Source organism: Verrucomicrobiota bacterium JB022, assembly GCA_030673845.1.
Classification (GTDB): Bacteria; Verrucomicrobiota; Verrucomicrobiia; order Opitutales; family Oceanipulchritudinaceae; genus WOUP01.
Window position 1 is genome coordinate 1 of sequence record JAUTCQ010000007.1, and the last position, 24,320, is coordinate 24,320.

The 24,320-nt window shown below is 61.6% G+C and carries 24 protein-coding genes and 1 tRNA gene; 7 read left to right on the forward strand and 18 right to left on the reverse strand.

Annotated elements, in window-relative coordinates:
- Positions 1-311: 311 nt before the first annotated feature.
- From Q7P63_04605 to Q7P63_04680, 16 genes are all read right to left on the reverse strand, one after another.
- On the reverse strand, positions 312-1,574 hold the full coding sequence (locus Q7P63_04605) for a hypothetical protein (protein MDP0499363.1): 1,263 nt from the start codon (positions 1,572-1,574) through the stop codon (positions 312-314).
- Between the two features lie 168 nt (positions 1,575-1,742).
- Positions 1,743-1,970, reverse strand: a complete 228-nt coding sequence (locus Q7P63_04610; GenBank protein MDP0499364.1) for a hypothetical protein — start codon at positions 1,968-1,970, stop codon at positions 1,743-1,745.
- 55 nt (positions 1,971-2,025) lie between these two features.
- A complete protein-coding gene (locus tag Q7P63_04615) occupies positions 2,026-3,270 on the reverse strand; it encodes a site-specific integrase (GenBank protein MDP0499365.1) in 1,245 nt (414 codons plus the stop codon).
- Positions 3,271-3,326: 56 nt separating this feature from the next.
- Positions 3,327-3,413, reverse strand: a tRNA-Leu gene (locus tag Q7P63_04620).
- 145 nt (positions 3,414-3,558) lie between these two features.
- Positions 3,559-4,944 carry a chromosomal replication initiator protein DnaA gene (gene dnaA, locus Q7P63_04625; protein MDP0499366.1) on the reverse strand — a complete coding sequence of 462 codons (1,386 nt, stop codon included), beginning with the start codon at positions 4,942-4,944 and terminating at the stop codon, positions 3,559-3,561.
- A gap of 419 nt (positions 4,945-5,363) precedes the next feature.
- Positions 5,364-6,335 carry an HPr(Ser) kinase/phosphatase gene (gene hprK, locus Q7P63_04630; protein ID MDP0499367.1) on the reverse strand — a complete coding sequence of 324 codons (972 nt, stop codon included), beginning with the start codon at positions 6,333-6,335 and terminating at the stop codon, positions 5,364-5,366.
- 29 nt (positions 6,336-6,364) lie between these two features.
- A complete protein-coding gene (gene lptB / locus Q7P63_04635) occupies positions 6,365-7,111 on the reverse strand; it encodes an LPS export ABC transporter ATP-binding protein (protein ID MDP0499368.1) in 747 nt (248 codons plus the stop codon).
- Between the two features lie 11 nt (positions 7,112-7,122).
- The gene (locus Q7P63_04640) at positions 7,123-7,776 is read right to left on the reverse strand and encodes an LptA/OstA family protein (protein ID MDP0499369.1); all 654 of its coding nucleotides are present in this window, start codon (positions 7,774-7,776) and stop codon (positions 7,123-7,125) included.
- Positions 7,773-8,207, reverse strand: a complete 435-nt coding sequence (locus Q7P63_04645; protein ID MDP0499370.1) for a hypothetical protein — start codon at positions 8,205-8,207, stop codon at positions 7,773-7,775. The genes Q7P63_04640 and Q7P63_04645 overlap by 4 nt, the downstream gene beginning before the upstream one ends.
- A gap of 36 nt (positions 8,208-8,243) precedes the next feature.
- Positions 8,244-8,900: an isoprenoid biosynthesis glyoxalase ElbB gene (elbB, locus tag Q7P63_04650; protein ID MDP0499371.1), complete on the reverse strand. Its 657-nt coding sequence runs from the start codon at positions 8,898-8,900 to the stop codon at positions 8,244-8,246.
- A gap of 341 nt (positions 8,901-9,241) precedes the next feature.
- Positions 9,242-10,630 (reverse strand): NAD-dependent succinate-semialdehyde dehydrogenase, encoded by a 1,389-nt coding sequence (locus Q7P63_04655; GenBank protein MDP0499372.1) that lies wholly within the window; start codon positions 10,628-10,630, stop codon positions 9,242-9,244.
- 153 nt (positions 10,631-10,783) lie between these two features.
- A complete protein-coding gene (locus Q7P63_04660) occupies positions 10,784-11,668 on the reverse strand; it encodes an FKBP-type peptidyl-prolyl cis-trans isomerase (GenBank protein ID MDP0499373.1) in 885 nt (294 codons plus the stop codon).
- 413 nt (positions 11,669-12,081) lie between these two features.
- Positions 12,082-12,696, reverse strand: coding sequence for a hypothetical protein (locus Q7P63_04665; GenBank protein ID MDP0499374.1), 615 nt, complete (start codon positions 12,694-12,696; stop codon positions 12,082-12,084).
- A gap of 6 nt (positions 12,697-12,702) precedes the next feature.
- The gene (locus Q7P63_04670) at positions 12,703-13,269 is read right to left on the reverse strand and encodes a hypothetical protein (protein MDP0499375.1); all 567 of its coding nucleotides are present in this window, start codon (positions 13,267-13,269) and stop codon (positions 12,703-12,705) included.
- A 33-nt stretch (positions 13,270-13,302) separates the two neighbouring features.
- Positions 13,303-13,866, reverse strand: a complete 564-nt coding sequence (locus tag Q7P63_04675) for an RNA polymerase sigma factor (protein MDP0499376.1) — start codon at positions 13,864-13,866, stop codon at positions 13,303-13,305.
- A 65-nt stretch (positions 13,867-13,931) separates the two neighbouring features.
- Positions 13,932-16,010: an acyltransferase family protein gene (locus Q7P63_04680; GenBank protein MDP0499377.1), complete on the reverse strand. Its 2,079-nt coding sequence runs from the start codon at positions 16,008-16,010 to the stop codon at positions 13,932-13,934.
- 218 nt (positions 16,011-16,228) lie between these two features.
- Here Q7P63_04680 and Q7P63_04685 point away from each other — a divergent pair, with 218 nt between their 5' ends.
- The gene (locus tag Q7P63_04685; protein MDP0499378.1) at positions 16,229-17,086 is read left to right on the forward strand and encodes a DUF6268 family outer membrane beta-barrel protein; all 858 of its coding nucleotides are present in this window, start codon (positions 16,229-16,231) and stop codon (positions 17,084-17,086) included.
- Between the two features lie 78 nt (positions 17,087-17,164).
- On the opposite strand, the gene Q7P63_04690 is transcribed toward Q7P63_04685, so the two are convergent.
- Complete coding sequence (locus Q7P63_04690; protein MDP0499379.1) at positions 17,165-18,289, reverse strand: Fic family protein; 1,125 nt, start codon at positions 18,287-18,289, stop codon at positions 17,165-17,167.
- Positions 18,290-18,541: 252 nt separating this feature from the next.
- Positions 18,542-19,363, reverse strand: coding sequence for a formate/nitrite transporter family protein (locus Q7P63_04695; GenBank protein MDP0499380.1), 822 nt, complete (start codon positions 19,361-19,363; stop codon positions 18,542-18,544).
- A gap of 270 nt (positions 19,364-19,633) precedes the next feature.
- Between Q7P63_04695 and Q7P63_04700 the strand changes: the two genes are divergently transcribed.
- The 6 genes from Q7P63_04700 (at position 19,634) to Q7P63_04725 (ending at position 24,290) form a co-directional block, all read left to right on the forward strand.
- On the forward strand, positions 19,634-20,191 hold the full coding sequence (locus Q7P63_04700; GenBank protein ID MDP0499381.1) for a hypothetical protein: 558 nt from the start codon (positions 19,634-19,636) through the stop codon (positions 20,189-20,191).
- Between the two features lie 210 nt (positions 20,192-20,401).
- A complete protein-coding gene (locus Q7P63_04705) occupies positions 20,402-20,545 on the forward strand; it encodes an entericidin A/B family lipoprotein (protein MDP0499382.1) in 144 nt (47 codons plus the stop codon).
- A gap of 77 nt (positions 20,546-20,622) precedes the next feature.
- Positions 20,623-21,126, forward strand: a complete 504-nt coding sequence (locus Q7P63_04710) for a DUF892 family protein (protein ID MDP0499383.1) — start codon at positions 20,623-20,625, stop codon at positions 21,124-21,126.
- Positions 21,127-21,138: 12 nt separating this feature from the next.
- Positions 21,139-21,297 carry a YqaE/Pmp3 family membrane protein gene (locus Q7P63_04715; protein ID MDP0499384.1) on the forward strand — a complete coding sequence of 53 codons (159 nt, stop codon included), beginning with the start codon at positions 21,139-21,141 and terminating at the stop codon, positions 21,295-21,297.
- Positions 21,298-21,392: 95 nt separating this feature from the next.
- Positions 21,393-22,274 carry a prolipoprotein diacylglyceryl transferase gene (gene lgt, locus Q7P63_04720; GenBank protein ID MDP0499385.1) on the forward strand — a complete coding sequence of 294 codons (882 nt, stop codon included), beginning with the start codon at positions 21,393-21,395 and terminating at the stop codon, positions 22,272-22,274.
- An 84-nt stretch (positions 22,275-22,358) separates the two neighbouring features.
- Entirely contained in the window at positions 22,359-24,290 is a 1,932-nt protein-coding gene (locus Q7P63_04725) for a hypothetical protein (GenBank protein MDP0499386.1), read from the forward strand.
- Positions 24,291-24,320: the final 30 nt, after the last annotated feature.

Below are 24,320 nucleotides of genomic sequence, written 5' to 3' on the forward strand. Positions count from 1 at the left end.
CGCCGCCCTCGCCCCGCGCTACCCAAATCACAACAAATTGCCCGAAAATCGGGCCGGCGATGCTGCGGCAGCTGCATCGCACGTTACTTGTTACTGCCTCAACGTCTGGTCAAAGCGCTTTTTCAGCAGGGTGCTAGGGCTCAGCCAACTCGTCAGACGCTTTCTCTCCCCACCCCCGCGACACTTGCGCGGAGCAAAGAGAACGTCGAGTTAGGGGCGGGAGAGCATACCCGTATCTTTCCCGCAAGCGCAACGGTAGTCAATATATCTGGAATCATAGATGCTTATTTAGCTCCAAAGTCCGTCGGTTGTTAGCTCGCCATAGTGCTTTTGTATTCTATCAGAAGCCTGGCACAATCGCTTGGGGAGAAGACATGATTGCGTGACCTTCTGCGCTGCATTGCTTCTGGGTTAAAATATTGATCAGTCATATTCGTTATCCGTTTGTTTTCAGGAAAATATGCATTAATAGCATTTAAAATATTCGGGTCATTGATAAAAAGCGGAAAATCATATTCAACGTGAACTAGGCAGCCCACATATGGGAACCCATCAAAAAGGTCTGCCAATCCTTTATCGTACGTAAGCATATAAGGGACTATTATTTCGCCATTCGATCCAGTCATGCATTGCTGTTGACGAGAGTACACGTGATAGATGTCCCACGCAAGATTTCGAGAACAGCAGTATGCCCTTTCACCACTAGATCCGAGCTTGCTCAATGGCTTAAATGCCCCGCTTTTCAGAAAATATTGCACGCCTGCCCACAGTGGGACACCCACAATCGCACCAAGAACACTATCCATCCATTCAACTAAATCTGCAGTGTTTCGTGCAGCTTGACTCGTGGAGGGGCTTCTCCTCTTAAGTAAAGCTATTTTAAGCACAATTAATTCAAAGATATTTACTTGCGATTCCACTTGATCGTGCAAGCCTGCCTTCAGAGCGCGATCGAAGTGTTGAAGCTGGTCTTGCGCGCGCGCAATTGCCGTAGCTTGATCTGAGTCTAGAAATTCAATCCGTTGACTTTTGGCAAAAATCTCCTGGTTCAATTCTGAAAAAAGGAATTCGGCTAAAATAGTCTCCCATATCTCGGAGAGGTTTTTTCCCTCCTTCAACATATGCGCATTTTCTAGTAGATATGGTAAAGTATCCCAATTGAATCGGCGTAGGCAAAAATCTGCCAAAACCTTCCTAAACTTCAGGGTGACGTCCCCTTGGTTTTTTCCAAAAATCAATTGTCTAAGATAAGAAGCGACGTTTGAATCGAATCCTATACTGTAGTTTACCGGGATGTAGACTTCTTGATAGTTGGCTAGCCGATAAAGAATTTCATTACTAACAAAGAAAAGTGAATTTCGACCAAAAGGAGACCTTAGATATGCTTTGCCCTCAAAATCTTGACGAGCAGGCCAGTGCATACGCCCCGATTTCTCATCACAGGCAAATAGATAGGTGTATCCCTGTAGATCACTAGCAAAAGCAAGCCAAACCTCCTGAAGCTCTCCAATTGTTCTCACTCCCTGTAGTGCCGCGAGTATAATAGGATCAATAGTAGGAGTGGGGTTTTGCATCAAGTTGGAAGGTATCTGATTTTTCGCGTAACCGATTGCCGCAGTCAGATGCTCTAGCAATTTTGAACTGGGTTGCAAACTTTTCGAACCAACAAATTACTAGATCTACCGATCACTTGTAGAATTGGTCCATGAAATTGATCGAATGGACTCTGCATTGAACGAGGCTCACCGCCTAGACATAACCGTGCACGTAGCTCTCAACGCGTCCCGGACCTGCTCGACGTCAAAGCGTACCAGATGGCCAATCTTGATGTAGGGGATCGTGCGCTGGGCCTGCATCTGGCGCAGCCAGCGAACGGAAGGGCGGCAGCCTGGTTCAAACAAGGCTTCAAGCAGGCCTTGGGCGTCTACGAGCTTGGCGGAGTCGGTCTTGGTGGCGGCAGGTGCATTCATGACACTTACCGATACGCAGGATGACCGGAGTTTTTTGTGCGCACCAAAACAATTTCTACTCGCTCAAGTAACGTCCGTCTTCCTTGCGCCAACGCGGTGCGGCGGTTCCTTTCGGCAGAGTGCTCCAGAACGCATCGGCTTCTTCGACCGAATAGAGGTCGAGATAGTGCTTGCGCACGACGGCCTCTGAGTTGCCCGACTGAAGGGCGGCATCGCCCACGGAACGGAAGGCACCCACGGTCATGGAAATGTAGGTATGGCGCAGCACATCATGGCCCAGCTCCCAATGCTTGCGAATATCGAGCCACATGTCCACGAAGCGGCGGGTGGGCATAATGGGGTAGCGGGACAGGGGGTAGCGCTCCAGCCAGACCCGCAAGTTCGGCTGAATCTTGATCACGCGCTTTTCGTTCACCTTCGAGACCTCCGGCTCTACGAAAATGACGCCCGTATCGAGCCGGATGTCCTGTGGCCGCAGTTTGCCAATCTCCCCATGCTGCCAGTCCGGGCGGATACCGGCGAACAGCGTGAGCGCGAAATACGGCACCATGCAGCCCTTTTCGCCCCACCAGGTGCCGCGCTTGTTCTGCTGGCCACGATACGCTTCCAGCCACCGCATCAGTTCGGCCGCACGGGCAGCAGGCAGCGTCTCGGCCGTGGCCCGCGCCTTGCGGATCTTGAACTGCTCCACCTCCAGCACCGGGTTGGCGCTGACATACTTTTGCTTGAGGCAGAATTTGAAGAAGGTGCTCAGGTATCCCCGGCGATTGTTCCAGCTTTTGAGGCTGCCGCCCCGATCCTCCAGATACTGCACCAACTCCTGCGGGAGAATATCGGATACCTCGCGGCCCGCGAAGCGCGCTTCAAAACGGCGCATCGCCATCGACAGGGATTTGCGGTGAGGCGCCGATAACGTGCCGCGTTCCAGCTCCCGCTGTTTGAGTTTCAGGTATTCTCTGACCGCGGTCTCAACGGTCACCGCTTCGCTTGGCTCGCGGTAGTGGCGCAGGAAGAAATCTACCGCAAAATCCAGCGACTTGTCCGAGCGCGCATTCTTCAGCCGGTTGACGGCGGCAATCGCATCCCGGTTCTGTTCCTGGGTCAGCGTGGTCCAGACCGTCTGCCCATCGGATTGCCCGTTGAGGTGCTCGACATCCAGCTTTTGCCGCTCGGCCACCGCCTCCGCTCGACTCTGGAAGTTCTTGCGGATACGCTTCCCGTTGAGCGTTCCGGAAAGCCGCCAGACCTCTTCTCCACTGGGATTGGAGTAACGGCTAATCTGGAATCGCTGCTTGGCCACGATTTGCCAATTTGCCAATTCAAATTGGCAAATCCAAGCTAAAACCGCTTAAACAGTGGTGCCCGAGGGGGGACTTGAACCCCCACGCCATTGCTGGCAACAGATCCTAAGTCTGCAGCGTCTGCCAATTCCGCCACCCGGGCAGGGTGGGCGTGCCACCAGTGTTGAGGGCGGCACGCAAAGTGAGTAAAAAACGGGGCTTTGGCGAGCGGTTCAAGCTTAAAGCTTGGGGCCGGCGGTGGGCGCCCGGGGTGGCGCTGCCGTGGGGGCAGCGGCCGGGGGGTTGGCTTAGCCGTGGATCTGGCGGGTGAGGTATTCGACCGCGCGTTTCACTTCGGGCTCTTGCTCCATGATGTTTTCGACTTGGCGGCAGGCGTGGATGACGGTGCCGTGGTCGCGCCCGCCGAAGGCGTCGCCGATTTCCTTGAGCGGGTGGCTCGTGAGGATGCGGCTGAGGTACATGGCGATCTGGCGGGGGAAGGCGATGTTGCTGGGGCGGCGGCGGCTCGACATGTCGCCCATGCGCAGGTCGTAGTAGTCGGCGACTTTGCGTTGGATCTTTTCGATCGTGACTTGCTGGCTTTGCTCTTCCTGGAGGATGTCCTTGATCAGGTGCTCGGCCATGGGGAGGTCGAGCGGGTGCTTGGTCAGCTTGGCGTAGGCGGCCACTTTCAACAGCGCGCCTTCGAGGCGGCGCACGTTGCGGGTGACGCGCATGGCGAGGAAGTTGAAGACTTCTTCGGTGAGGTTGGTGTAGCCGAGGGCCTGGGCTTTTTTGCGCAGGATGGCGGCTCGGGTCTCAAGGTCGGGCGCCTGGATGTCGGTGATCATGCCCCACTGGAAGCGGGAGACGAGGCGGCTTTCGAGGCGGGAGATTTCGCTGGCGGGGCGATCGCTGGAGAGGCAGATCTGGCGCTGGCTTTCGAAGAGTTCGTTGAAGGTGTGGAAGAATTCTTCCTGGGTGCGTTCTTTGCCTTCGAGGAATTGCACGTCGTCGATGAGGAGCACGTCGACCTTGCGGTAGAACTTGCGGAATTCGTCGAGCGTGTTTTCGCGGATGGCTTTGAGGAACTTGTTCGTAAACTTTTCGCAGGAGACGTAGACGACGTGCGCGTCGGGGTCGTTGGCCTGGATGGCGTGGGCGACGGCGTGCATGAGGTGCGTCTTGCCGAGCCCGGTGTCTCCGTAGAGGAAGAGGGGGTTGTAGGCGTTGCCGGGTTGGGCGGCGACGGCGAGGGCGGCGGCGTGGGCGAGCTGGTTGGAGGGCCCGACGATGAAGTTGTCGAACGTGTTGCGCGGGTTGAGGTAGGCGGTGCGGCGTTTTTTGACGTCGCGCGGCTTGCCGGCGCGGTCGGGGCTGCGGGGGAATTCGATGGCGTGGCCGGCTTCGCTGGTGGCGTCTCCGGAGGCTTCACCGCCTTGGCGGCTGGTGATTTCGATTTCCATTTCGCCGCCGGCGAGGCTGGCCATCTTTTCTCGGAGGAGGTCTTGGTAGTTGTCCTCCAGCCAGATGGCGGCAAAGTCGTTAGGAGCGATGATCAGCAGGGTATCGTCTCCGACGACTTCGGCGCGCAGCGGCTCAATCCACGTCACAAAGACGTCGCGGGGCAGCGTGGCCTCGAGATCGGAACGCAGAACGTTCCAAATGTCATTTGTTACAGGCGTTAGTGACATGACAGGCGGTGGATAAGGCGTGTTTTATTCACAATGAGCCACCGAGCGGCAGCGGGCCACATGCGGTTTGCCGGCGTGCGGCAAAGCATGCTCCACGTCTGTTTTGGAGACAAGAAGTCCCTGAGGAAAAAGTTCGTTCGATAAGCCCATTGTGCTAGTAAAAGTAGTGATATTCAGCGACTTAAGTCGCTCTAACCCCCAAGATCCAGTTGCCAGGGCCGCCGGGTGTTGTTCAGGCACGAGGTTGGCGGAGCGAGCTGGCAGGATCGAGGGGAAAAGTTATTCCCACTCGGGCAGAGGTTTCAATCCTATCTTTTGCACAAGTTGTTCACACACCCCCACCAATAACTCGCGTCACAAAAATGTTGCTTTCCTGTTTTGGGCGTACACGCGTTTTTGGCCTGTACTGGGGGGCGTGATTATGCGCCGGGTGTTTGTTTGGCCATGTAGGAGATGAGCTGTTCGTTGAACATTTTGGCGGGGTCGTGACCAATCTGCTTGAGGGCTTGGATCATGGCCGCCACTTCCACCAGCCGGGCCAGATCGCGCCCGGGGCGCACGGGTAGAATAACGTGCGGGACGGGTTGGCCGAGGATGTCGAAGATGTGTTGTTCGAGGCCGGTGCGGTCTTCGTCCATGCCGGGTTTCCATTCTTCGAAGGTGACGACGAGATTTATGTTCTTGCTTAAGCGTACCGCGCGGATTCCGAACATTTCGGCTATATTTACGATGCCGAGGCCGCGGCATTCCATGTAGCCGCGATTTAATTCGCTGGAGCGGCCCTGGAGTTCGTTTTCGTTGATCAGGCGGATGTAGACCATGTCGTCGGCCACGAGGCTGTAGCCGCGTTCGATCAGGGCGAGGGCACATTCGCTTTTGCCGACGCCGCTTTTGCCGCGGATGAGGGTGCCGATGCCTTTGATGTCCATCAGCGTGCCGTGCTCGGCGATGCGGGGGGCGAATTCGTGTTCGAGCCAGACGGTGGCGGCGTTGGCGACGTCGCGGCTGTTGAGGGGGGAGCGCAGGAGGGGGATGCCGCGTACCTCGGCCATCTTTTCCATGGCGAGGGTGGGCTGGTAGTTGCGCGTGATGAGGAGGCAGGGAATCTGGCGGTCGGCCATTTCGAGCAGCACTTCGTGCTGGCGCTCGTCGGGCAGGTCGCGCAGGTACATCATTTCGCCGGCGCCGAAGAGCTGGACGCGTTTGTGCCCGAAGGTCTTGAAGTAGCCGGTGAGCGCGAGCGCGGGGCGGTTGAGCGATTTGTCGCGGATGAGGCGGTCGAGCCCGGCGTGGCCTTGCACCACGGTGAGCTTGAGGGCGTCTTTGAGCCCTTCGTAGAATTTCTGGACGGTGATGCTTTCGGGGATCTTCGGCTGCGGGCGCGGGGGCATGGCAGCAGCATACGGCCTGGGGGGCGGGACTAAAGATTAAAATCTTCGCCGAGGTAAACGCGTTTGGCGTCTTCGCTTTGCAGGAGGTATTGGCTGTTGCCTTCGACGAGGACTTTGCCTTCGTGCAGGAGGTATGCGCGGTCGACGATGCTGAGGGTTTCGCGCACGTTGTGGTCGGTAATGAGGATGCCGATGCCGCGGCGTTTGAGGCTGGTGACGATGTTTTTGACCTCGGCCACGCTGATGGGGTCGACGCCGCTGAAGGGTTCGTCGAGCAGGAGGAATTGGGGGGAGGTGACGAGGGCGCGCGCGATTTCGAGGCGGCGGCGTTCGCCTCCGCTGAGGGTGTAGGCTTTTTGTTTGCGGCGGTTTTCGAGGCCGAGCTCGTCGAGGAGGCGGTCGACCCACTTTTTGCGGCCATTGGGGCGCAGGCGGAGGGTTTCGGCGATGGCGAGGAGGTTTTCTTCGACGCTGAGCTTGCGGAAGACGGATTCTTCTTGCGGGAGGTAGCCGATGCCGAGGCGTGCCCGTTGGTACATGGGCAGCTTGGTGATTTCGTCGTTATTGAGGTAGACTTGGCCTTGGGTCGCGGCGATGAGGCCGACGATCATGTAAAAGGAGGTGGTCTTGCCGGCGCCGTTGGGGCCGAGCAGGCCGACGATTTCGCCGGCTTCGACGGAGAGGTTGACGTCTTGCACCACGGCGCGGCGGCCGTAGACTTTGCGCAGGCCTTTGGCTTCGATGCGCGCTTTGCTGGCAGCGGGGGTGGGGGTCATGTGGGCTTCCTCTACGGCTGCGGGGTGGGCTGGGCTTCGGGCTGCTGGCCTTTGGGGGGCAGGGGCGCGGCGGGGGCGAGTTGTTTGCCGGTGGTGACTTTGGCCGGGTCTTGCTGGAGCCCCATGTCGGGGATGCCGCCGAGTTTGAGGCGCGAGCGGCTGGCGGGGGGCGTGGGGAGGTCTGGGTCGGGCACGAGGCGGATTTTCATCTCGTTCTTGTAGAGCACGAGCATGTAGCCGGGGTCGGCGATGATTTCCGTCTCGCCTTGCACGACGCGGGGTTGGTCGCGGAGGGTGACGACGCCTTCGACCGTGTCCATCTCGGCGCGCCCGGCGTAGGCGTCGCGCCCGGCCTGGGTGATGTGGACTTTGCCTTCGGCGATGATTTCCTGCACGGCGCCGATCTGGCCGACGGTGCCTTGGGTTTCACGCTCGGCCCCGGTGGTGACGCTGAGGCGGTCGCAGGTGAGGAGCATGTTGTTGCCTTCCACCTTCACGTCGCCATGGAAGTAGAAGAAGTTTTGCAGGGGGGTGCCCTGCCATTCCATCTCCTGGCTGGTGATGACGGTTTTCTGCGCGGGGGCGGTCTGGGGCGCGGGTTGTTGCGCGTGGAGGCTGCCGTGGGCGAGCAGGGCACTGAGGCAAATGAGGCGGGGCCACATCATTCGAGCAAGATCAGGTTATCGGCGATTTCGACGCGAGCCTTTTCCTTGATCTGGAGGAGGCGTTCGGCGCCGTCCCAGGTCCAGTCTTCACCGTCGACGGTAAAGCCGGGGCCTTCCATGTGGAGGGGGGAGTCGCCTTGGGCGCTGCGGTCTTTGAGGTCGACGATGGCGAGGGGGGTCTGGATGCGCCCGAGCACTTGCAGGTCGGCCCGGCCGGAGTAGATGAGCATTTCCAGGCCTTTGATCTCGCCTTGGGTTTCGCTGAGGTAGCGGCCTTCGTCGCCGCGGATCTCCCAGGTTTTGTAGGAGCTTTCGCCAAACATGGGGAGGCGGAAGTTTTTCAGCGGCGCGTCGGGCGTCAACTGGGCCTGCAGGGCCACGCCGGCGAGGCCGAGGGCCGTCCAGCGTAGGGTTCGGAGGTGGCGCGTCATGTTCGGGGGTTAAAACACCGGGCTTCGGCAAAAATCTCAAGCCCAGTCGACTACCTGTTGCACGAGGCGCTCGATGCCGGTGGCGACGTCGGCCACGTTTTGGCCGAGCATGTAGGCGGGGCTGGTGACGATTTTGCGGGCGGCGTCGACGTGGATCTGGTCGACGGGGCAGTCGATGTGCTTTGCGCCGAGCTTTTCGAGGCCGGCGGCGGTGTCGGCGTCGTTGCCGATCGTCAGCTCCACGTGTTGTTCGCCGAGCACGAGGGCGGCGACGGCGGGGGAGATGCAGAGAAAGCCGAGCGGTTTGCCGGCGGCGTGGGTCTGCTTGACGATGCGGGCGACTTGGGGGTGCACTTTGGCGTTGGGCCCATCGACGGCGAAGGTGCAGAGGTTTTTGGCCGCGCCGAAGCCGCCGGGGAAGATGATGGCGTCGAAGTCGTCGACTTTGGCCCCGGCGAGGTCGCCGATCTTGCCGCGTGCGATGCGGGCCGATTCGACGAGCACGTTGCGCTTTTCCTGCATTTCTTCGCCCGTGAGGTGGTTGATCACGTGCATCTGGTCGGTGTTGGGCGCGTAGCAGACGGGTTGTGCGCCTGCGCGGTGGATCGCGAGCAGCGTGAGCACCGATTCATGTATCTCCGCGCCGTCGAACACGCCGCAGCCGGAGAGGACCACTCCAATTCGTTTCGCCATAAAGTCTTCTGCTTCTATTTGGGGGTGAACGGGGCCAGCATACAGGCAGGCGCGGCGTTTGCCAAGTTCTGTGGCGGGGAAAGCGTTTTTTGGCGGTGGTTCTGGGTGGGTGGGGGAGTTTTTTTAGCCGCAGATGAAACGCGGATTTGCGCGGATGAGGCTCACGCAAAGCCGCGAAGGCGCAAAGGAGGTTGTTTAAAAAAGAAGATTATCCTCTGCCGTTTCGACGGGAGGCTCTGAATATGTCTCTTCTCTTGGCGGCTTGGCGTGAGGCACCAACCTTCCTGCTGCCTTTTTATCCGCCCAAATCTGGGTCTATCTGCGGCTGAATATGCTTTTCCTTATCGTCCGTGCACGAGGATGGTTTTCCAGTTGCAGAAGCTGTAGAGGCCGGCGGCGCCGAGTTCTCGGCCGAGGCCGGAGTCGTTGATGCCGCCGAAGGGGACCCGTGGGTCGCTGGAGACGGATGCGTTGACGGAGCAGCAGCCGGCGTTGAGCTCGTCGCGGGCGATTTGGCGGGCGCGGGCGATGTTGCGGGAAAAGATGGCGGCGCCGAGGCCGTAGCGGGTGTGGTTGGCGAGGTCGATCATCTCTTGCTCGCTCTCGGCGCGGACGATGGCGAAGACGGGGCCGAAGAGCTCTTCGTCGAACGCGGCCATGCCGGGCTGGACGCCGGTGAGGATGGTGACGGGGTAGAAGGCGCCGGGGTGGTCGGGCACTTCACCGCCGCAGACGAGCGTCGCACCGGCTTCGACGGTGCGCATGACCTGGTGATGCAGGCTGTCGCGCAGGTCGTGGCGGGCCATAGGGCCTTGGTTGATGCCTTCCTGGCGTGGGTCGCCCCAGCGGTAGGTGGCCGCGTGCTTCGCGAGGGCGGCGACAAAGGCGTCGTGGAGGTCGGCATGGACGATCATGCGTTTGGCGGCGATGCAGCTTTGGCCGTTGTTGCGCATGCGCCCGCGGATGCAGTATTCGAGCGCGAGGTCGAGGTCGGCATCGGGCATGATGAGGTAGGGGTCGCTGCCGCCCAGCTCGAGCACGACGGGTTTGAGGTGGCGGCCGGCTTGTTCGCCGATCTGGCGGCCCGCGCCGTCGCTGCCGGTGAGGCAGACGCCTTTGAGGCGGGGGTCGGCCAGCAGGGTGCTGACGGTCTCGTTGGTGGCCTTGATCTCCTGGAAGACGTGCTGGGGGAAGCAGGCGTTGAAGGCTTCGGTCAGGGCGTCGGAGCAGCCTGGCACGTTTGGCGCGTGCTTGAGGATCACGGTGTTACCCGCCAGCAGGGTGGGCACGGCGGCGCGGAAGGTCTGCCAGAAGGGGAAGTTCCAGGGCATGATGGCGAGGATGGGGCCGAGGGGCTGGTAGCTGAGGAAGCGTTCGCCTTGGTCGGCTGCCTGGGGTTGATCGCGCAGCAGTTCGACGGCGTGGCTGGCATACCATTGGCAGAGCAGCGCACATTTGCGGATTTCGGGGAGCCCTTCTTCGGGTAGCTTGCCCATTTCGTAGGTCATGAGCTGGGACCATTCTTCTTCGCGCTCGGCGAGGAGCCGCTGGAGGCGTTCGACGCAGGCCACGCGTTCTTTGGGGGGCACGCGGCGCCACCGGGTGAAGGCTTCCCGGGCCTGCTCGAGGCGTTGCAGGCAGATTTCCTCCACGTCGTAGGCGTAGGAGGGGCGTTTTTGACCATCCAGTGGGCAGATGGGCTGGTGGGTGGGCATGGTGAGTGACGACATCGGGCGCTTCTGGTCAAAAATAGCACAGGCGAGGCGACTTTGCCATTAGTAGCCATTCATGTACCATGAAGCGATAATAAACAGTAGGGTGGCATTTCGTGGCCGGGGGAGACAAAAAAGCCCGGGCGCAATGCGTCCGGGCGTGGAAAGAATCTAGCGGCTGGCCGGGTGGGTGCTGGAGCCGGAGGGCGGCGGGGGCGGCGGCTCGCTGGGGGGAGGGGGCGGCGTGTAGTTGGGGGGCGGCGAGGGCGGGGTGCCGGTGGGGCGGCCTCCCGTGGCCGGGCGGGCGCGGGCGGCAGGGGCTTCGGCGACGGAGACGAGCTCGACGTCGAAGATGAGGGTGCTGCCGGGCTCGATGGGGCTGCCGGGGCGGGCCGGGGCGTCGCCGTAAGCGAGGTCCGACGGGATGTAGAGGCGGGCCTTGCCCCCTTCCTTGATCAGCTGGATGCCTTCGGAGAAGCCGGGCACGACGCCGTTGAGGGGGAACTGGACGCCTTCGCCGGAGTCGAACTCGGTGCCGTCGATCAGGGTGCCGGTGTAGTTGACCGTGACGCGGTCGCTACCGGTGGGCTGCTTGCCTTCGCCGAGCTCGATGATTTCGTAGCGCAGGCCGGATTCGGCCTTCTGCACGTTGTTCTCGGCATCGAGCTTGGTGAGGTAGGCGGCGCCGGCTTCCTTGTTGGCCTTGGCTTGCTCGGCGGCCTTGGCTTCTTCCTTGGCCTGGAAGGCTTCCATCTTGCTCATGTAGATTTGCTGAGCTTTCTGGAGCTGGGGCTGGAAGTCTTCGGGCATGGGCTCGTCATTGGCGGTGGCGCGCATGCCGTCGAAAATCTGTTGGAGCTCGGAGTCCGTAAAGCCGATGTTGAGGCGCAGCTGCTGGGCCATGAGGCGGCCCATCGTATTCAGTGCCTCTTCGTCGGAGACGTCGACTGCGGGGGCGGCAGCGGCGGCGTGGTCGTGCCCGGCGTGATCATGGCCTGCATGATCGTGGCCGGCGTGGGGGTCGCTTGCCCCGGCTTGCGCTCCCAGCTGGCACACGAGGGCCAGGGAGGAACACAGCCAGAGAGCGCGCGTGTGGGATAGAAGGCGCGTTACCATCGCCCGTAGTATGGTTTCGGGAATGTCGCAGCGTCAACAGGAAGGATGGATTTCTTACGATTTGGCGGGCGGGCGCGGCGGGGGTTTAAAATGCTGAGGGCCGCCCGGAGGCGGCCCTTTTGGGCAGGACTCTCTCAAAATCCTGCCCATATCTCTGTCGCTGTCTTAACTTAGGCCTATCGCTTGCCAGAAAACTTGTTGCTGTGACTCTCTCTTCTAAAAACTGTAAAGTTTGTTGCACAATTTTCACACTTGGGCAAGCCGAAAGTGGGGGTACGCGATGGATAGGCCTCAGTGTTTGGGCTGGGGTAAGTCCTCTGGGCGGGTAGGCTTTTTGCCGCCTGGTGGCGGGGTTATTCGCCTGCCTCGGCCGCGTCGCCGGGCGTGCTGGCTTCGGCTGCTTCCGCGGCTTCGCGGGCGGCCTGGAGGCGCATGGCTTCGATCTTGGACTTGAGGTGCTGCTCGAAGAGCTGGAGGTGTTCCTCGATCCACGCGTGGCGTTCTTCGGCGGGCATTTCGATGATGCGGGCTTCGAGCGTTTCACGTTGTTCGGTGGCGAGGGAGACCCACCATTGGGTAAAGCGGCGCTGGCGGTTGGGCTGCAGCTCTTGCACCACGATGGCGACCTGGGGCGGCATGGGGGCGGGGGAGCGCATTTCGGCCAGCTTGATGCGCATGGCCTGGCGTTGCTCGGGGCTGAGGCGTTCGATCATTTCGAGCGACTGGCGCAGGCGCTGGAGGTCCTCGGGCTGCATGTTGAGGAGGAACTCGAGGGTGCGGAGCTGGGCGCGCAGCTTGTCGGCGTCGGGCAGGTCCGTCGGCGGGGGCGGCGGGGTCTTGCCTTTGAGCTCGGCGGGCAGCTCGGGCACTTCGTCGGGCGGGCTGCCGATGTCGAGCGACGGGGCGGCGTGGGCGAGCAGGGGCAGCCCGAGGAGGCAGGAAAGGGGGATGAGTCGGCTCCAGAGCATGATGACTTATTCGGCAGCGAGCAGTGCCAGGGCTTCGAGGTCGAGTTGGGTCATTTGCGGCGAGCTTGCGTTGGTCGAGAGGTAGTCGGTGAGGGCGAGCACGGCGGCGGTCTCTTCATCCCAGTCGGGCACGGCGGCGCGGGTGCCGGCGGGCAGGGTGCGGCGCGCGGCGAGCAGGGAGGCGTCGGCCGGCGCGGGGCTTTCCTTGGCGGCGGCGAGGGTGGGGGCCTGGGCGGGCTGTGCCACGGGGCCTGCCGCAAACTGGAGGGCGCCGAAGGCGAGGGCGAGCGCGGCGGCGGCGGCCCCGGCCAGGGGCAGCCATTGGGGGAAGCGGATGATCTTGGGCGTGCGTTCGGCCTCGATGCGGGCGAGGGTGCGGGGCGTAAAGTCGGCCGTGGGCTCGATGGGCCAGGCGGCGAGGTGTGCCTCCAGCTCTTCGTCCAGCCAGTCTTCTTCGGCGGGCTCCGCCTGGAGGCGTGCCTTTACCTGGGCGGCAAAATCGGCCGAGGCAGGCGGCGCCGACCTCTGGAAGAGGGTGTCGAGGCGGGCGTCGATGTGGTCGGAGTCTGGCATTGGGCGATGTTCGGCTTTAGTCGTTCAATCTGGTTAAACCAAGTCCTTCAGCTCTTGTTTCAGCGTTTGTCGGGCTCGGAAGATCCAGGTCTTCACGGCGCTCTCGGTCGCGTCCATGACTTGGGCGATCTCGGCATAGCTCAGCTCCTGCTGTTTGAGCAGGAGGATGGCGGTGCGCTGCTTTTCGGGCAGGCGTTCGAGGGCGAGGTCGAAGGCTTCTTCGATTTCGGCGATGTTGCGCTCTTCGTCGCCGCGCTCCACCGCGTGCAGCTCGGCCGGGTCGACGGCTTCGAGGGGTTTGCGCTGGCGGCGGCGGAACTCGTTGATGAGCAGCCGGCGGGCGATGTAAAAGAGGTAGGTGGAGAACTTGGCCCGGGGCTCGTATTTGGCCGCTGCGCGGTAGAGGCGGATGAAGGTGAGCTGGGCGAGGTCTTCGGCTTGCTCGACGCTGTGGAGCGAGCGGTAGAAGAAGTTGATCAGGGGGGTCTTCCAGCGTTCGATCAGCTCTTGCAGCGCGCCGTCGTCGCCATCGCGCACCCGCAGCATCAGCGCCACATCGGCGTCGTCGGTCTGCGAGTCGTGGGTGTCGGTGGCCATTTTTTGGGGGGAATATCGCAGCACTTCGCGCCGGCGTAAAGGGCCGAGTTGCCGCCGGGGGCCAATTAGCGCGTTGGGCGACCGCTGGGCGGGGCGTCTGGGGTGGAGAGGCTTGCGTGGGGGGAGCCGGCAGGGAGTTTTAGGCTGGGCTCATCGCCTTCGGCCATTCTGAGGATGAGCTTTTCGAACTCGGGGTACAGGACACGGTTGCCGTGGGCGCTGAGGTGGTCGCCGTCGAAAAACAACGGCAGCTCGCCGTCCATGGCATGGCAGGTCTCATCGGGGCACAATGTGAAAAAGGGATCCCAGACGACCAGCTCCGGGAACTCTGCCTGGAGCATTTCCATTTTTTCCATGACGAGCTGGCGGTGCTGAAGCAGCTCCTCGCGTTCCATGGTGAGCCCTCCTTCCGCGATGGGGTTCATTTTGTTAAACCAGTCGACGCAGCGAAAGGCGGGGGAGCGGTAAACGGGCTTGGGGGCGTCGATGATCAGGTGGACGGGCAGGGCCGCCAGGAGCTCCAGCTCTTTGACGGCTTCGGCATACCCGAGTTCGTGGTTTTTCACGATCTGAGCGGGGTCCAGTTCGGTTTCGTGTGTGGTGAGGTCGCCCGTGAAGCGGCGGACGCGCAGGGAGGGGAGGTAAACGATGTCCCCCGGGCGTGCGTTAGCTTTGATTTGTTCGTAGCCTTGCTGGAACCAAGGCGACAGTTCGCCGTTTTTTCCCACCGGATACATCAATTTTGCGACGGGGCGGCCGCCTTCCACGATCATCACGACTTTGATGCCGTGCTGGTCGGCCAGGGCTTGCACCGCCGTTCTGAAGGTGACGCCGTGCGAGTCGCCAAAAACGAATAGCTGCCTGCCTTCCAGTCTTCCGGAGCTGATGGCATTCGGGTCTTTCCACTCGGCAGGGTACCAGGCCTCCTTGTCCCGCGTGCGGCTCAGGGTGTAGTGGCTTTTATCCTTGAATCCTTTGTGGGCCACGAATGCGCAGGCGCTGATGGCAGCGATGCCGGTGACGACGATTCCCCACTCCGGGAGCAGGCGGCCGAAGCGGTGTTTGCGGACAGGCGTTTCCACGAAGCGGTAGGAGAGGTCTCCAAGGGCAACGCTCAGGACGAGGGCGATGAGCATCGTGGGGGCGCTTTCCAGCCCTGCCGTCCAGCGGAGCAGCACGAATACGGGCCAGTGCCAAAGGTAGATGGAGTAGGAGCGTTTGCCTACCCAGATCATGCTCCGCGAGGCCAGGGCGCGGGTGATGAGGTTCTTTTCTTCGCTGTGGCAGATGATGCCTGCGATGAGAAGGAAGGTCCCCGCGACGGGGAGCAGGCCCATGGGGGAGGGGTGGTGCCCGTGGTTCCCGATCGCGACGCCGGCGAGGAGAAGAGCGGCGCCGGTCCAGACGACGCGGTTGCGCCACTGAGGCTGGAAGATGAAGAGGTTGCTGCCGGTCCAGAGCTGGTAGAGCAGGGCCCCGGCTGCAAGCTCCCAGAAGCGGTTCTCCAGGAGGTAGAAGGCGGCTTTGGGGTAGGTTGCAGAGCGGAAGGTCGACAATGCGATCGAGAGCAGGAACAGGCCGAGCAGAGTGTAGCTGCCGATCTGCTTTAGCTTCTGGTTTGCGTTTCTGGTCTTGAGCCAGAAGTAGACGATGGGCGGAAAGATGAAGTAGAACTGCTCTTCGATGCCGAGCGACCAGGTGTGCGTGAAGGCGTTGAACTCCGTACTGAGGGCGAAGTAACCGTGGCTATGCCAGAACAGGGCGAGATTCCCAAGGCCGAAGAAGGCCAGCACGCCCGTCTTGCCGGTCGTCTGGGTGTGCCACGACTCGGGGACGAACAGAATCACGGCAGCCGTGGTGAGTAGCAGGCACAAGACCAGCGCCGGGAAAATGCGAAGGATGCGGCGGGCGTAGAAGCCGGTGATAAATTTCCAGAGCCCGTCGTTGCGGTGGCGCACCAGCGAGGCTGTCACCACAAAGCCCGAGATGACAAAGAAGATGTCTACCCCGGTGAAGCCTCCGGGCAGGAAGCTGGCCTTGAGGTGGAAAATGACGACGGCGATAACGGCAAACGCCCTCAGCCCATCAATCGCGGGTATGTAGGAGGACTTGTCGTAGATGGAGGATTCAGTGATCGAGGCCATGGCAACGAGAAGAGATCGAAGGCAGGATTGTTTTCTCGTTGGGGCCCTGCAAACCTAATCCTTGGTGGAAAGCGCCGGGGGGCGGGCCACATTTCATAAAAGGGCCGAGTTGCCACCGGGGGCCAATTAGCGCGTGGGGCGACCGCTGGGCGGGGCGTCTGGGCCAAAGGGCACGTTGCCATTGCCAGCCACGTGCGGATGCGTCACATGTAGGCACCATGATTGCGCTCACGTCTCGACTGGCCTTGTGCCTGGCTTCTATCAGCTGCGCGGCGGCTCTCTCCGCTGCTACCTACCGCGTCCAGGTGGACGGGTTTACCACCGGCGAGCCGGATATGGATGGCGGGGGCGAGGTGCAGACGCGCCAGGCTGGGGTCTCGTTTGGGGTCGACGCGGGCGATTACCGCCAGGGCGGCCTTTACGCAGGCGAGCTGGGCTACAGCTTGCGCCACTACGATGTTTCAGACTGGGACTACGAGGGCGACTTCGAGCAAATGGGCCTGTCGCTGCGCTACGCCACCCAGCTGCAGGGGCGTTGGGGCCTCACGGGCTTTGGCGCGGCCAGCTTTGGCCAGGGCGAAGAGGGCGACTGGGGCGAGGGCGGGCGCTACATGGTGGCGGCGCTGGCGGATTACTCGTTTAGCCCCACGCTCACGGTCAGCTTTGGCGCGGCGTATATGACGCGTCTGGGGGAGAGCAACCGGGTGTTGCCGCTGGTGGCGATCCGTTGGCAGATCGACGGGCGCTGGGCGCTGCGCACCTACGATGGCGTGTATGTGAGCTATGATGTCACGGGCGACGGCCAGCAGTCGTTGGAGCTCTTTGCGAAGTGGCAGAGCGACACCTACTCGGTGGGCGAGGCACCCAATGGGCGGGAAAGCTACCTCGACGATGAGGGCTTCCTGGCCGGCGTGGCTTACAAGGTGGCTTTGCCCAGCGGCTTTGCGGTGCGCCCCTACGCGGGCTACTGGTTCAGCCGCGACATGGAGGTGCGCGATGAGGACGAGCGCACGCTGATCAAGCGCGACATCGACGACACTTGGCTCCTCGGCGTCACCGCCTCGCTGGAGTTTTAAAGGGCGACGGGCTTTTTTTAATTTGAGCCGCTGTAGGCACCCGTGGGAAGCGGGTCGATCGCTTCCCCGGGCGTGTCGCTAAATGCGGACGAGTTTCATCAGGGGCTCGAACCGCAGGAGGGAGGAGCGTCTGCCTGAGGCCGGTCGGACGATTTGCAGCAGCCCTTCGTCGAGCAGGAGGGAGGTAAAGCGGTTGGCCGTCTGGCTGGGGATACCTGAGTCTTTCGTAAAGTGACTGTTGCGGAAGACGGGGTAGGTAAACACGTAATCGAGGGCGTGCAGCGAATATTTCGAAGAGAGCAGGGTCGCGAAGCGCTCTTTCATCTGCTCGTAGAGCCCGCGGATGTTGCTGGTGATCTCGAGGTTGTACTGGGCCTGCTGGGCGACGGCATCGAGGAAGAACGAGCACCAGTCTTCCCACTTGTTGTCGGCCGAGACTGCTCGCATCTTCAGCACATACTCTTTTTTGTGATCTTCGAAGTAGCGGCTGATATAGAAGTGCGGGGCGGAGATGGCGCCTTCCGCCCAGAGCATGAGGGTGATGAGGACGCGTCCGACTCTGCCGTTGCCGTCCTTGAACGGGTGGAGGGCTTCGAACTCGACGTGGGCCAGAGCCGTCCTGATCAGGACAGGGATCGACTTGTCTCCAATGAGCTTGAACAGCGCTTCCATCCCGGTTTCCAGCTTTTCCGGGGCAATGGGCACGAAGTGGATCGTGCCAGAGGCCTCGTCGCCGATGTAGTTTTGCTCCGTCTTGAGGGCTCCGGGGGATTTGGTGGCTCCACGGCCAAAAGAGAGGAGTTGCTGGTGGATGCTCTTGAGCAGGGAGGAGGTCAATGGGCGCCCTTCCTGGATCTGGAGCTGGGCGGTGTGCAAAGAGCGCGCATACAGGATCGTCTCCACGGCATCGGAGCGTTGCTCGAGGGTGGGCTGCTCGTCGTCTGCCGCGTATTCGGCATCCAGTTGGAGAATTTCGTCCATCGTGCTGATGGTGCCTTCCATCCGGGACGAGACGACGGCTTCCTGGTTGCGCAGCGGGGCGAGGAAGATCTCGCTGTTGTGCATCGTCTTGAGCGCTTCGTCGTAGCGTGCGAGCGCGTCGGTGGCCTGCAGCAGCTCTGGCAGAAGGCGGCTGAAGTCCAGCTTCGACGGGGGGAATTGCCCGTCGTGGTAATGTACGGCGTGGCCTAGGTCGAGGTTCATGGGTGGCGCGGCTTGTTTTTTACCCAAGCCCTGTTTTTAAAGCACAAATGATTTTGTTCTTTATTTATGAGGAACAAAGTAGCTTGTCTCTCAAAATTCCGCATTTTTGATCAACAAACTATTTTGTATTTCATCAATGAGAGACAACGGGGCTTGTTTCTCATAATTCGCGATTTTTGAGAGACAAATCCTCCCCCGCTGGCTTACCGCTTTAATCGCAAACCCTGGTGGCTAGGGAATAAAGCCCCGCTCTCAGGCCTGTTCGGGGGGTACGGCGGCCTGGCCGTGGTTGATCGCGGCGACGAGGGCCGTGCCGCCCAGCACGTTGCCGATGAGGGTGGGCAGGAAGAAGCGCAGCCACACTTGGCCAAACGCGATCTCGCCCGAGAGGAAGGCGTAGCTCGTCTCCACAAAGCCCGCCACCACGTGCGAAAACGAGCCCAGCCCGATCACGTAGGTGATGATGATGATCATGGCCACGCGCGAGGTGCCGGCAAAGGGCAGCAGCCACACCAGCGAGGCGATCAGCCAGCCGGCAAAGATCCCGCCCATGAAGTTATGCGAGGCCGACTTTTCGGCCACCTTGGTCGCGATCTCGTGCGCGTGCTCCAGCACATGGGGTGGCATCGGGTCGGCGTAGTAGACGACGGCGGCAAAGATGAAGGCGCCCAGCAGGTTGGCCCCGAGCACGGTCGACCACAGGCGCGCCACGTTGCGCAACTCGGCCAGCCCGCAGTGGCGAAAGAGCGGCAGCACAGGCGTCACGGTGTTCTCGGTAAAGAGCTGCTGGCGGCCGAGGATCACGAGCAGAAAGCCGATGCAGTAGCCAAACTTGGTGATCAGCTGCGGCCACGAGGCATCGGGCGGGAGGTGGGCGGAGAGCGCGGCCTCCGTCACAAACGAAAAGCCCATCGCCAGCCCGGCCCCGAGGGCCGACCAGAAGAGCTGCGCGATGGGCCGATGCAGCTCGTGCTCGCCCTCCGTATATACGGCTTGGTAGACGGAGGCGGCGCTGGGCGCGGCAAACAGGCGCTCTTCGCGCACGCGGGTTTGAGATTTGGGAGCTTGAGACACAGCTGCCCCCACGCAAGGGACGTGCCGGTTTCGTGCAAGCCTGCCATCCGCCGGGTGAAAGTGGCCCTGCAACCTGCACGATGTAGCGGGTCGGGCAGGGCGGTGTGGATGACACAAGCCATTCATATCGAGAGGCTAAAGCGTTTTTCTGCCCTCGGCTGGCATGGTTGAAGCAAAAAGGGAGGGCGAAAAGCGCGCGGTGGCCAACCCCACCGAGCCCCGCCGGGTCCTGGAACCGCAGGCGGCTCTTCACTAAACCTCGTTAATCCGATGAAAAACCGTTACTATCTTCTCTCGACGCTGGCCCTCGCCGGCCTGGGTCTCGCTGGCTGCAACGATCGCGAACAAGCGGCCGAATACGACACGCAAGAGCGCTCCGAAGAGCTGGCTCAAGACATGGAGCGCGAGTCCGAGCAATTTGCCAACAACGCCGAACGCACGGCGCGCGAGTGGGGCAACCAGGCCCAGAACACCGCCGAAGAATGGGGCGACAGCCTCGAAAACACCTGGAACAACGTCCAGAGCTACACGGCCGACCAGAGCGAAGACTTTACGCAAGAGCTGCAGGAAGCCGGCGACAACCTCGAGGGCGAGCTGGCCGAGCTGCGTGAGCGTGGCGGCGACCTCTCCGGCGAGGCCCGTGCTGAATTCGACGAGGCCATGCGCAACCTGGAAGACGCCCGCGCCAACCTCGACCGCCGCCTCGAAGGCGCTGGCGATGTGACCGAGGCCAACTGGGAAGAATTCAAGGACGGCGTGGCCGATGCCTGGAACAAGATGAAGCAGTCGTTCCAGCAGGCCGAGAATGCGGTCGACGAAAACGCCTAAGCCGCACGATTTTTTCTCACCATCCAGCCACCTTCCGGATCCGGGGGTGGCTCTTTTGTTTGCAAAATGCAGCCAGCGGGTGGGGGTACCTGCATTTTGCCTGCGAAAAGCAATATCGCCGTAACGTAGGTCGATGTTAAATCGTTGAAAATAAGCGAATTGAGACGGTTTCGGTGCGCTTTGGCACGCCTCTGGCAAAAGGAAAATGGTATGAAACTCAAGAACCTCCTCTTCTTCCTCGGTCTCATCTCCGCCCTGTATGTCGTTACGGGGTGCAATACCACGGAAGGCTTCGGTGAAGACATCGAGTCGGCCGGCGAAAACCTTTCGGACGCCGCTCGCGACGCCAACTAAAACGGGCGCCGCAAGGCGCCTTTTCTATCCTTTCTCTTCTCTATCACACATTTACCAACCTCCTCCACTTCCGCATCATGAAACTGCACAACCTCCAGAATCTTCTCGTTCAACGCCTGCGCAACCACTGGGACTGCGAAGACAAGATGGTCGACACCATCCCGGCCCTGCGCATTGCTGCCAATTCCAACCGCCTCACCCTGGCTCTGGCGCACTACGAAGACCTCAGCGCCAAGAACATCCGCCGCCTCACCACCTGCTTTGAGCACCTCGACACCGTGCAATTCGGTGGCCGCTGCATCCCTTCCGAAGCTTTCATGATCGAGGTGGAAGACCTCGTCTCCAGCGAGGGCGACCCCCGCGTGGTCGACCGTGGCATCATTTCGCTGGTCTCCGCGCTTACGCAGCTCAAGCACGCGCTGTATCAGTCTACTGAGTCCATTGCCGAAGAGCTGGGCCTGAGTGAAGTGGCCGAGCGTCTGCGTTTTGCCGCCGAAGACGAGCTGGCTGCCTTCGAGGAGTTCCAGCATCTGGGCGTGCGCGAAGAAGCCCGCGCCGAGCCGACCGCCATCCCTGCCTAAACCCGTATCGCCATGGACGTTATCCGCATCATTTTCGCCATCCTTTTGCCGCCCTTGGGCGTATTCCTGCAGGTGGGCCTCGGCCTTCACTTCTGGATCAACATCGTACTCACCCTCTTTGGTTACATCCCGGGCATCATCCACGCGATCTGGATCATCGCCAAGAAGTAGCGCGCCCCAGCGTCCTAACCGCTACGCGCGCTTTTACCTCCCGGCGTCTCCTTCGCCCTTGACCATCCTCGCCCGATGGCCGTCTATTGCCGGCGATGGACTCGCTCTTCGCGCTGGCTTACTGGGTACACAACCTCGATCCCTTCATCTTTGAGATCCGCGAAGGGGTGGGGCCCCGTTGGTATGGCGCGGCCTACATTGCCGGCCTGCTGCTCGCGTGGTGGCTGTTGCGCCTCTATTACCGCCAAGGCCGTTCCTTCCTGGATGCCGGGCGGCGCGAATTCCTTTTTTACGGCCTCGTCATTGGCGTGTTTGCCGGTGGCCGCCTCGGCTACGCCCTGCTCTACGACCCGGGCCTGCTCTTCCCCAACCCGCTGAGGCTCTTTGCGGTGTGGGACGGGGGGATGGCCAGCCATGGTGGCTTCCTCGGCGTGGCCCTCGCCATCTGGTTCTGCGCCCGCCGCTATCAGGTGAGCACCCGCGCGTTGGCCGACATTGTGGCGACCACGGCAGCTCCCGGCCTGTTCTTTGGCCGCCTCGCCAACTTCATCAACGGCGAGTTGTGGGGCAAAGTCACGGACTTCAAATACGCCGTCATCTTCCCCGAGGCCCCCGTGCGGGCCGACCAGTTCATCACCTACAGCGAGCAACTGGGCCGCTACGTGAATCCCCGGCACGCTTCCCAGCTCTACGAGGCCGCGCTGGAGGGGCTGGTGCTCTTCGCCTACGTGCAGTGGCGCTTCTGGCAGCGCGACCCGGCGGCGGTCAAGCCGGGCCTGCTCACGGGCGAGTTCCTCATCGCCTATTCGCTCCTGCGCGTGGTGGGCGAAGTGTTCCGCGAGCCCGATGCCGCCCTGATCCTCGGGCTGAGCCGGGGCACCTGCTATTCGCTCGTGTTCCTCGCGGTGGGCGTAGGTATGGTCGTGATGGCTTATCGTAGTAAGCCTGTGGATACAAGGCCCCAAGCCATCGGGTAGAAGGGCCTCGAAAGGCGGCTTCTACTTGTCGTTTTGCGCTGCCGTGGCAAGGTATGCCGCATGGCTTGCGTATCTGGTATCTCGATGGGTGCCCGGCTCACCCGTAGCGGGCGCTTCGTAGCTTGGCTTTGGCTCTGGACGGCACTGGTGGCCGCGCTCCCGGCGGTGTTGCTCAAGTTCCCCACGATCGAAGACATGGCGCGTTACCCGGTGGACGGCCTGGAGCACCGCACTATTGTAGTAGCCCATAATTTCGACCGCCAGGGCGACGGCGGGGGCGGCGAGTTTTACCTCGACCGCTCGGGCCTGCTCGGTAAAGACGCCGAAAACGGCGTCACCATCTGGCAGGCCAACGGGCCCGGCCGCACGCAAACCTATTGGCGCAGGCTGGACGAACCGGGCGGGCAAGGCATCTCCTGGCGTTGGGCCGGCGTGCGCACCTCCGACGACCCTGCCGACGCGGAGGTCAACGGCGAGCGTTTCCGCGCCTTGGCCGAGTATCTCCGCCAGAGCAACCAGCCGCTGCTGCTCGACGGCGGGCGCGCCTACCTCGCCGGGGCCATCCACTTGCGCCGCCCACTGGTCATGATCCCCGCCGGCGGCATCATGGTCCGCGCCGACGAAGAAGATGTCTGGCAGTTCCAGCACTGGGTGCAAGACAACCGGGCGGCTTGGATCGATACGAGCGCCAAAAACCTGAAAGGCCCCATCCGCAACGCACGCTCCCGCCCCGAGTGGTTTGGCGCAACCGGCTACGGGGTCAAGGGCGAGCACAATGCCCCCCATATCAATGCCGCCTTTCAGATCGCGCGCGTGGTCGAAATCGCCGGCCACTACAACATCGGCAGCGAGCCCATTCGCTTTCCGCAAGATGGCCGGTTGACCGGGCAGGTGGCCGAGCCGGGGCGCGACTGGGGGCGCCCAGGGGCTTCCATCCTGCGCCGCACCGTCGACGGGGTAGGCCTGCTGATGGAGGGCGGCCCCACGCTGGCCCAGCAGCTCCGCTCCCTCCACCTCGACAACCTCTCCATCTACGGTGGCGATTCATCCTTTAGCACCAACCTGATCGAGGCCCGCCGCGTCGCCTACCTTATGTTCGACGAGTCGGTGACGATCACCGGCCCTTTTCCGCACATGCGTGAGGGTGGGTATCGGCTTTTTTACGGCGAGCAGGTCTTCGATTCGCAGTTTTTCTCCCGCTTCATGGGCGGCGGCAACGGCAAGGATATCCCCACCATCGAGATTCGCCCGGGCCCCAAATACAGCTCCAACCAGCTCTTCTTCGGCGCCCGCGTGATGGAGGGCTTCCGGGGCACGGCCGTCAAGATCGTAGGCCCCGCCAACCACATCACTTTCGACGGCCGCAAGCTGGAGACCAATTACCACACGATCCGCGGCGATGCCCCTCCCGCCCTGATCTTCGAAAACTGCAACATGGTGAATTTCGACTACGTCAACATTTTCTACGCCGGGGACGAGATGAACGTGCCGGCGGTGGTCGAGTTCAAGGACTGCTGGAACGTCTTTGGCCGGTTGATCATCGGGGCCTCCCGCTACACCACCCAGACTTACCCGCACCAGATCCAGGGCGGCGAGCTGGATGCAGGGCAGGAATACAAGGTGCAAAAGGCCTCCGCCGCCTTTGATGCCGCAAACCTCGGAGCGGAGGAAGATACCGACGGCCGGCTCAAGGTGGCTCAGAGCGGCTCCCCCGAAGCCTGGGGCGACACCGTGCTGCGCCCCCTCCTCCCGCCCTCCAACAAGGTCCGCTTCGATCACCTCATCCGCTTTTCGGGCAGCCACATGAAGTCGGGGATCGACCTCGAAGTCGTCATCTACGACGGCTCGACCGAGGTCATCAGCAACTTCCGCGACCACGTGGCGGTGCAGATCGACGAGCCTTATAACGCGGAGCGCATCGACGTGCGCGTGACCCCGCCTCGCCACGTACCCAATGGCCGCGTGCGCGCCACCAACCTCGAACCGCCCCTCGACCAGCCGGCCCAGAACAAATGAAGCTTGTCGTGGCGGCAAATGTTGCCTAGC

What these genes read in the sequence shown, in the direction of transcription:
- Q7P63_04670 (MDP0499375.1), bottom strand. Translation starts at nt 13,269, where the DNA reads ATGCCAGACTCCGACCACATCGACGCCCGCCTCGACACCCTCTTCCAG.
- Q7P63_04655 (MDP0499372.1), bottom strand. Translation starts at nt 10,630, where the DNA reads ATGTCGTCACTCACCATGCCCACCCACCAGCCCATCTGCCCACTGGAT.
- lptB (MDP0499368.1), bottom strand. Translation starts at nt 7,111, where the DNA reads ATGACCCCCACCCCCGCTGCCAGCAAAGCGCGCATCGAAGCCAAAGGC.
- Q7P63_04680 (MDP0499377.1), bottom strand. Translation starts at nt 16,010, where the DNA reads ATGGCCTCGATCACTGAATCCTCCATCTACGACAAGTCCTCCTACATA.
- Q7P63_04715 (MDP0499384.1), top strand. Translation starts at nt 21,139, where the DNA reads ATGGACGTTATCCGCATCATTTTCGCCATCCTTTTGCCGCCCTTGGGC.
- Q7P63_04690 (MDP0499379.1), bottom strand. Translation starts at nt 18,289, where the DNA reads ATGAACCTCGACCTAGGCCACGCCGTACATTACCACGACGGGCAATTC.
- elbB (MDP0499371.1), bottom strand. Translation starts at nt 8,900, where the DNA reads ATGGCGAAACGAATTGGAGTGGTCCTCTCCGGCTGCGGCGTGTTCGAC.
- lgt (MDP0499385.1), top strand. Translation starts at nt 21,393, where the DNA reads ATGGACTCGCTCTTCGCGCTGGCTTACTGGGTACACAACCTCGATCCC.
- Q7P63_04705 (MDP0499382.1), top strand. Translation starts at nt 20,402, where the DNA reads ATGAAACTCAAGAACCTCCTCTTCTTCCTCGGTCTCATCTCCGCCCTG.
- Q7P63_04725 (MDP0499386.1), top strand. Translation starts at nt 22,359, where the DNA reads ATGGGTGCCCGGCTCACCCGTAGCGGGCGCTTCGTAGCTTGGCTTTGG.
- hprK (MDP0499367.1), bottom strand. Translation starts at nt 6,335, where the DNA reads ATGCCCCCGCGCCCGCAGCCGAAGATCCCCGAAAGCATCACCGTCCAG.
- Q7P63_04685 (MDP0499378.1), top strand. Translation starts at nt 16,229, where the DNA reads ATGATTGCGCTCACGTCTCGACTGGCCTTGTGCCTGGCTTCTATCAGC.
- Q7P63_04675 (MDP0499376.1), bottom strand. Translation starts at nt 13,866, where the DNA reads ATGGCCACCGACACCCACGACTCGCAGACCGACGACGCCGATGTGGCG.
- Q7P63_04665 (MDP0499374.1), bottom strand. Translation starts at nt 12,696, where the DNA reads ATGCTCTGGAGCCGACTCATCCCCCTTTCCTGCCTCCTCGGGCTGCCC.
- Q7P63_04640 (MDP0499369.1), bottom strand. Translation starts at nt 7,776, where the DNA reads ATGATGTGGCCCCGCCTCATTTGCCTCAGTGCCCTGCTCGCCCACGGC.
- Q7P63_04710 (MDP0499383.1), top strand. Translation starts at nt 20,623, where the DNA reads ATGAAACTGCACAACCTCCAGAATCTTCTCGTTCAACGCCTGCGCAAC.
- Q7P63_04700 (MDP0499381.1), top strand. Translation starts at nt 19,634, where the DNA reads ATGAAAAACCGTTACTATCTTCTCTCGACGCTGGCCCTCGCCGGCCTG.
- dnaA (MDP0499366.1), bottom strand. Translation starts at nt 4,944, where the DNA reads ATGTCACTAACGCCTGTAACAAATGACATTTGGAACGTTCTGCGTTCC.
- Q7P63_04605 (MDP0499363.1), bottom strand. Translation starts at nt 1,574, where the DNA reads ATGCAAAACCCCACTCCTACTATTGATCCTATTATACTCGCGGCACTA.
- Q7P63_04645 (MDP0499370.1), bottom strand. Translation starts at nt 8,207, where the DNA reads ATGACGCGCCACCTCCGAACCCTACGCTGGACGGCCCTCGGCCTCGCC.
- Q7P63_04610 (MDP0499364.1), bottom strand. Translation starts at nt 1,970, where the DNA reads ATGAATGCACCTGCCGCCACCAAGACCGACTCCGCCAAGCTCGTAGAC.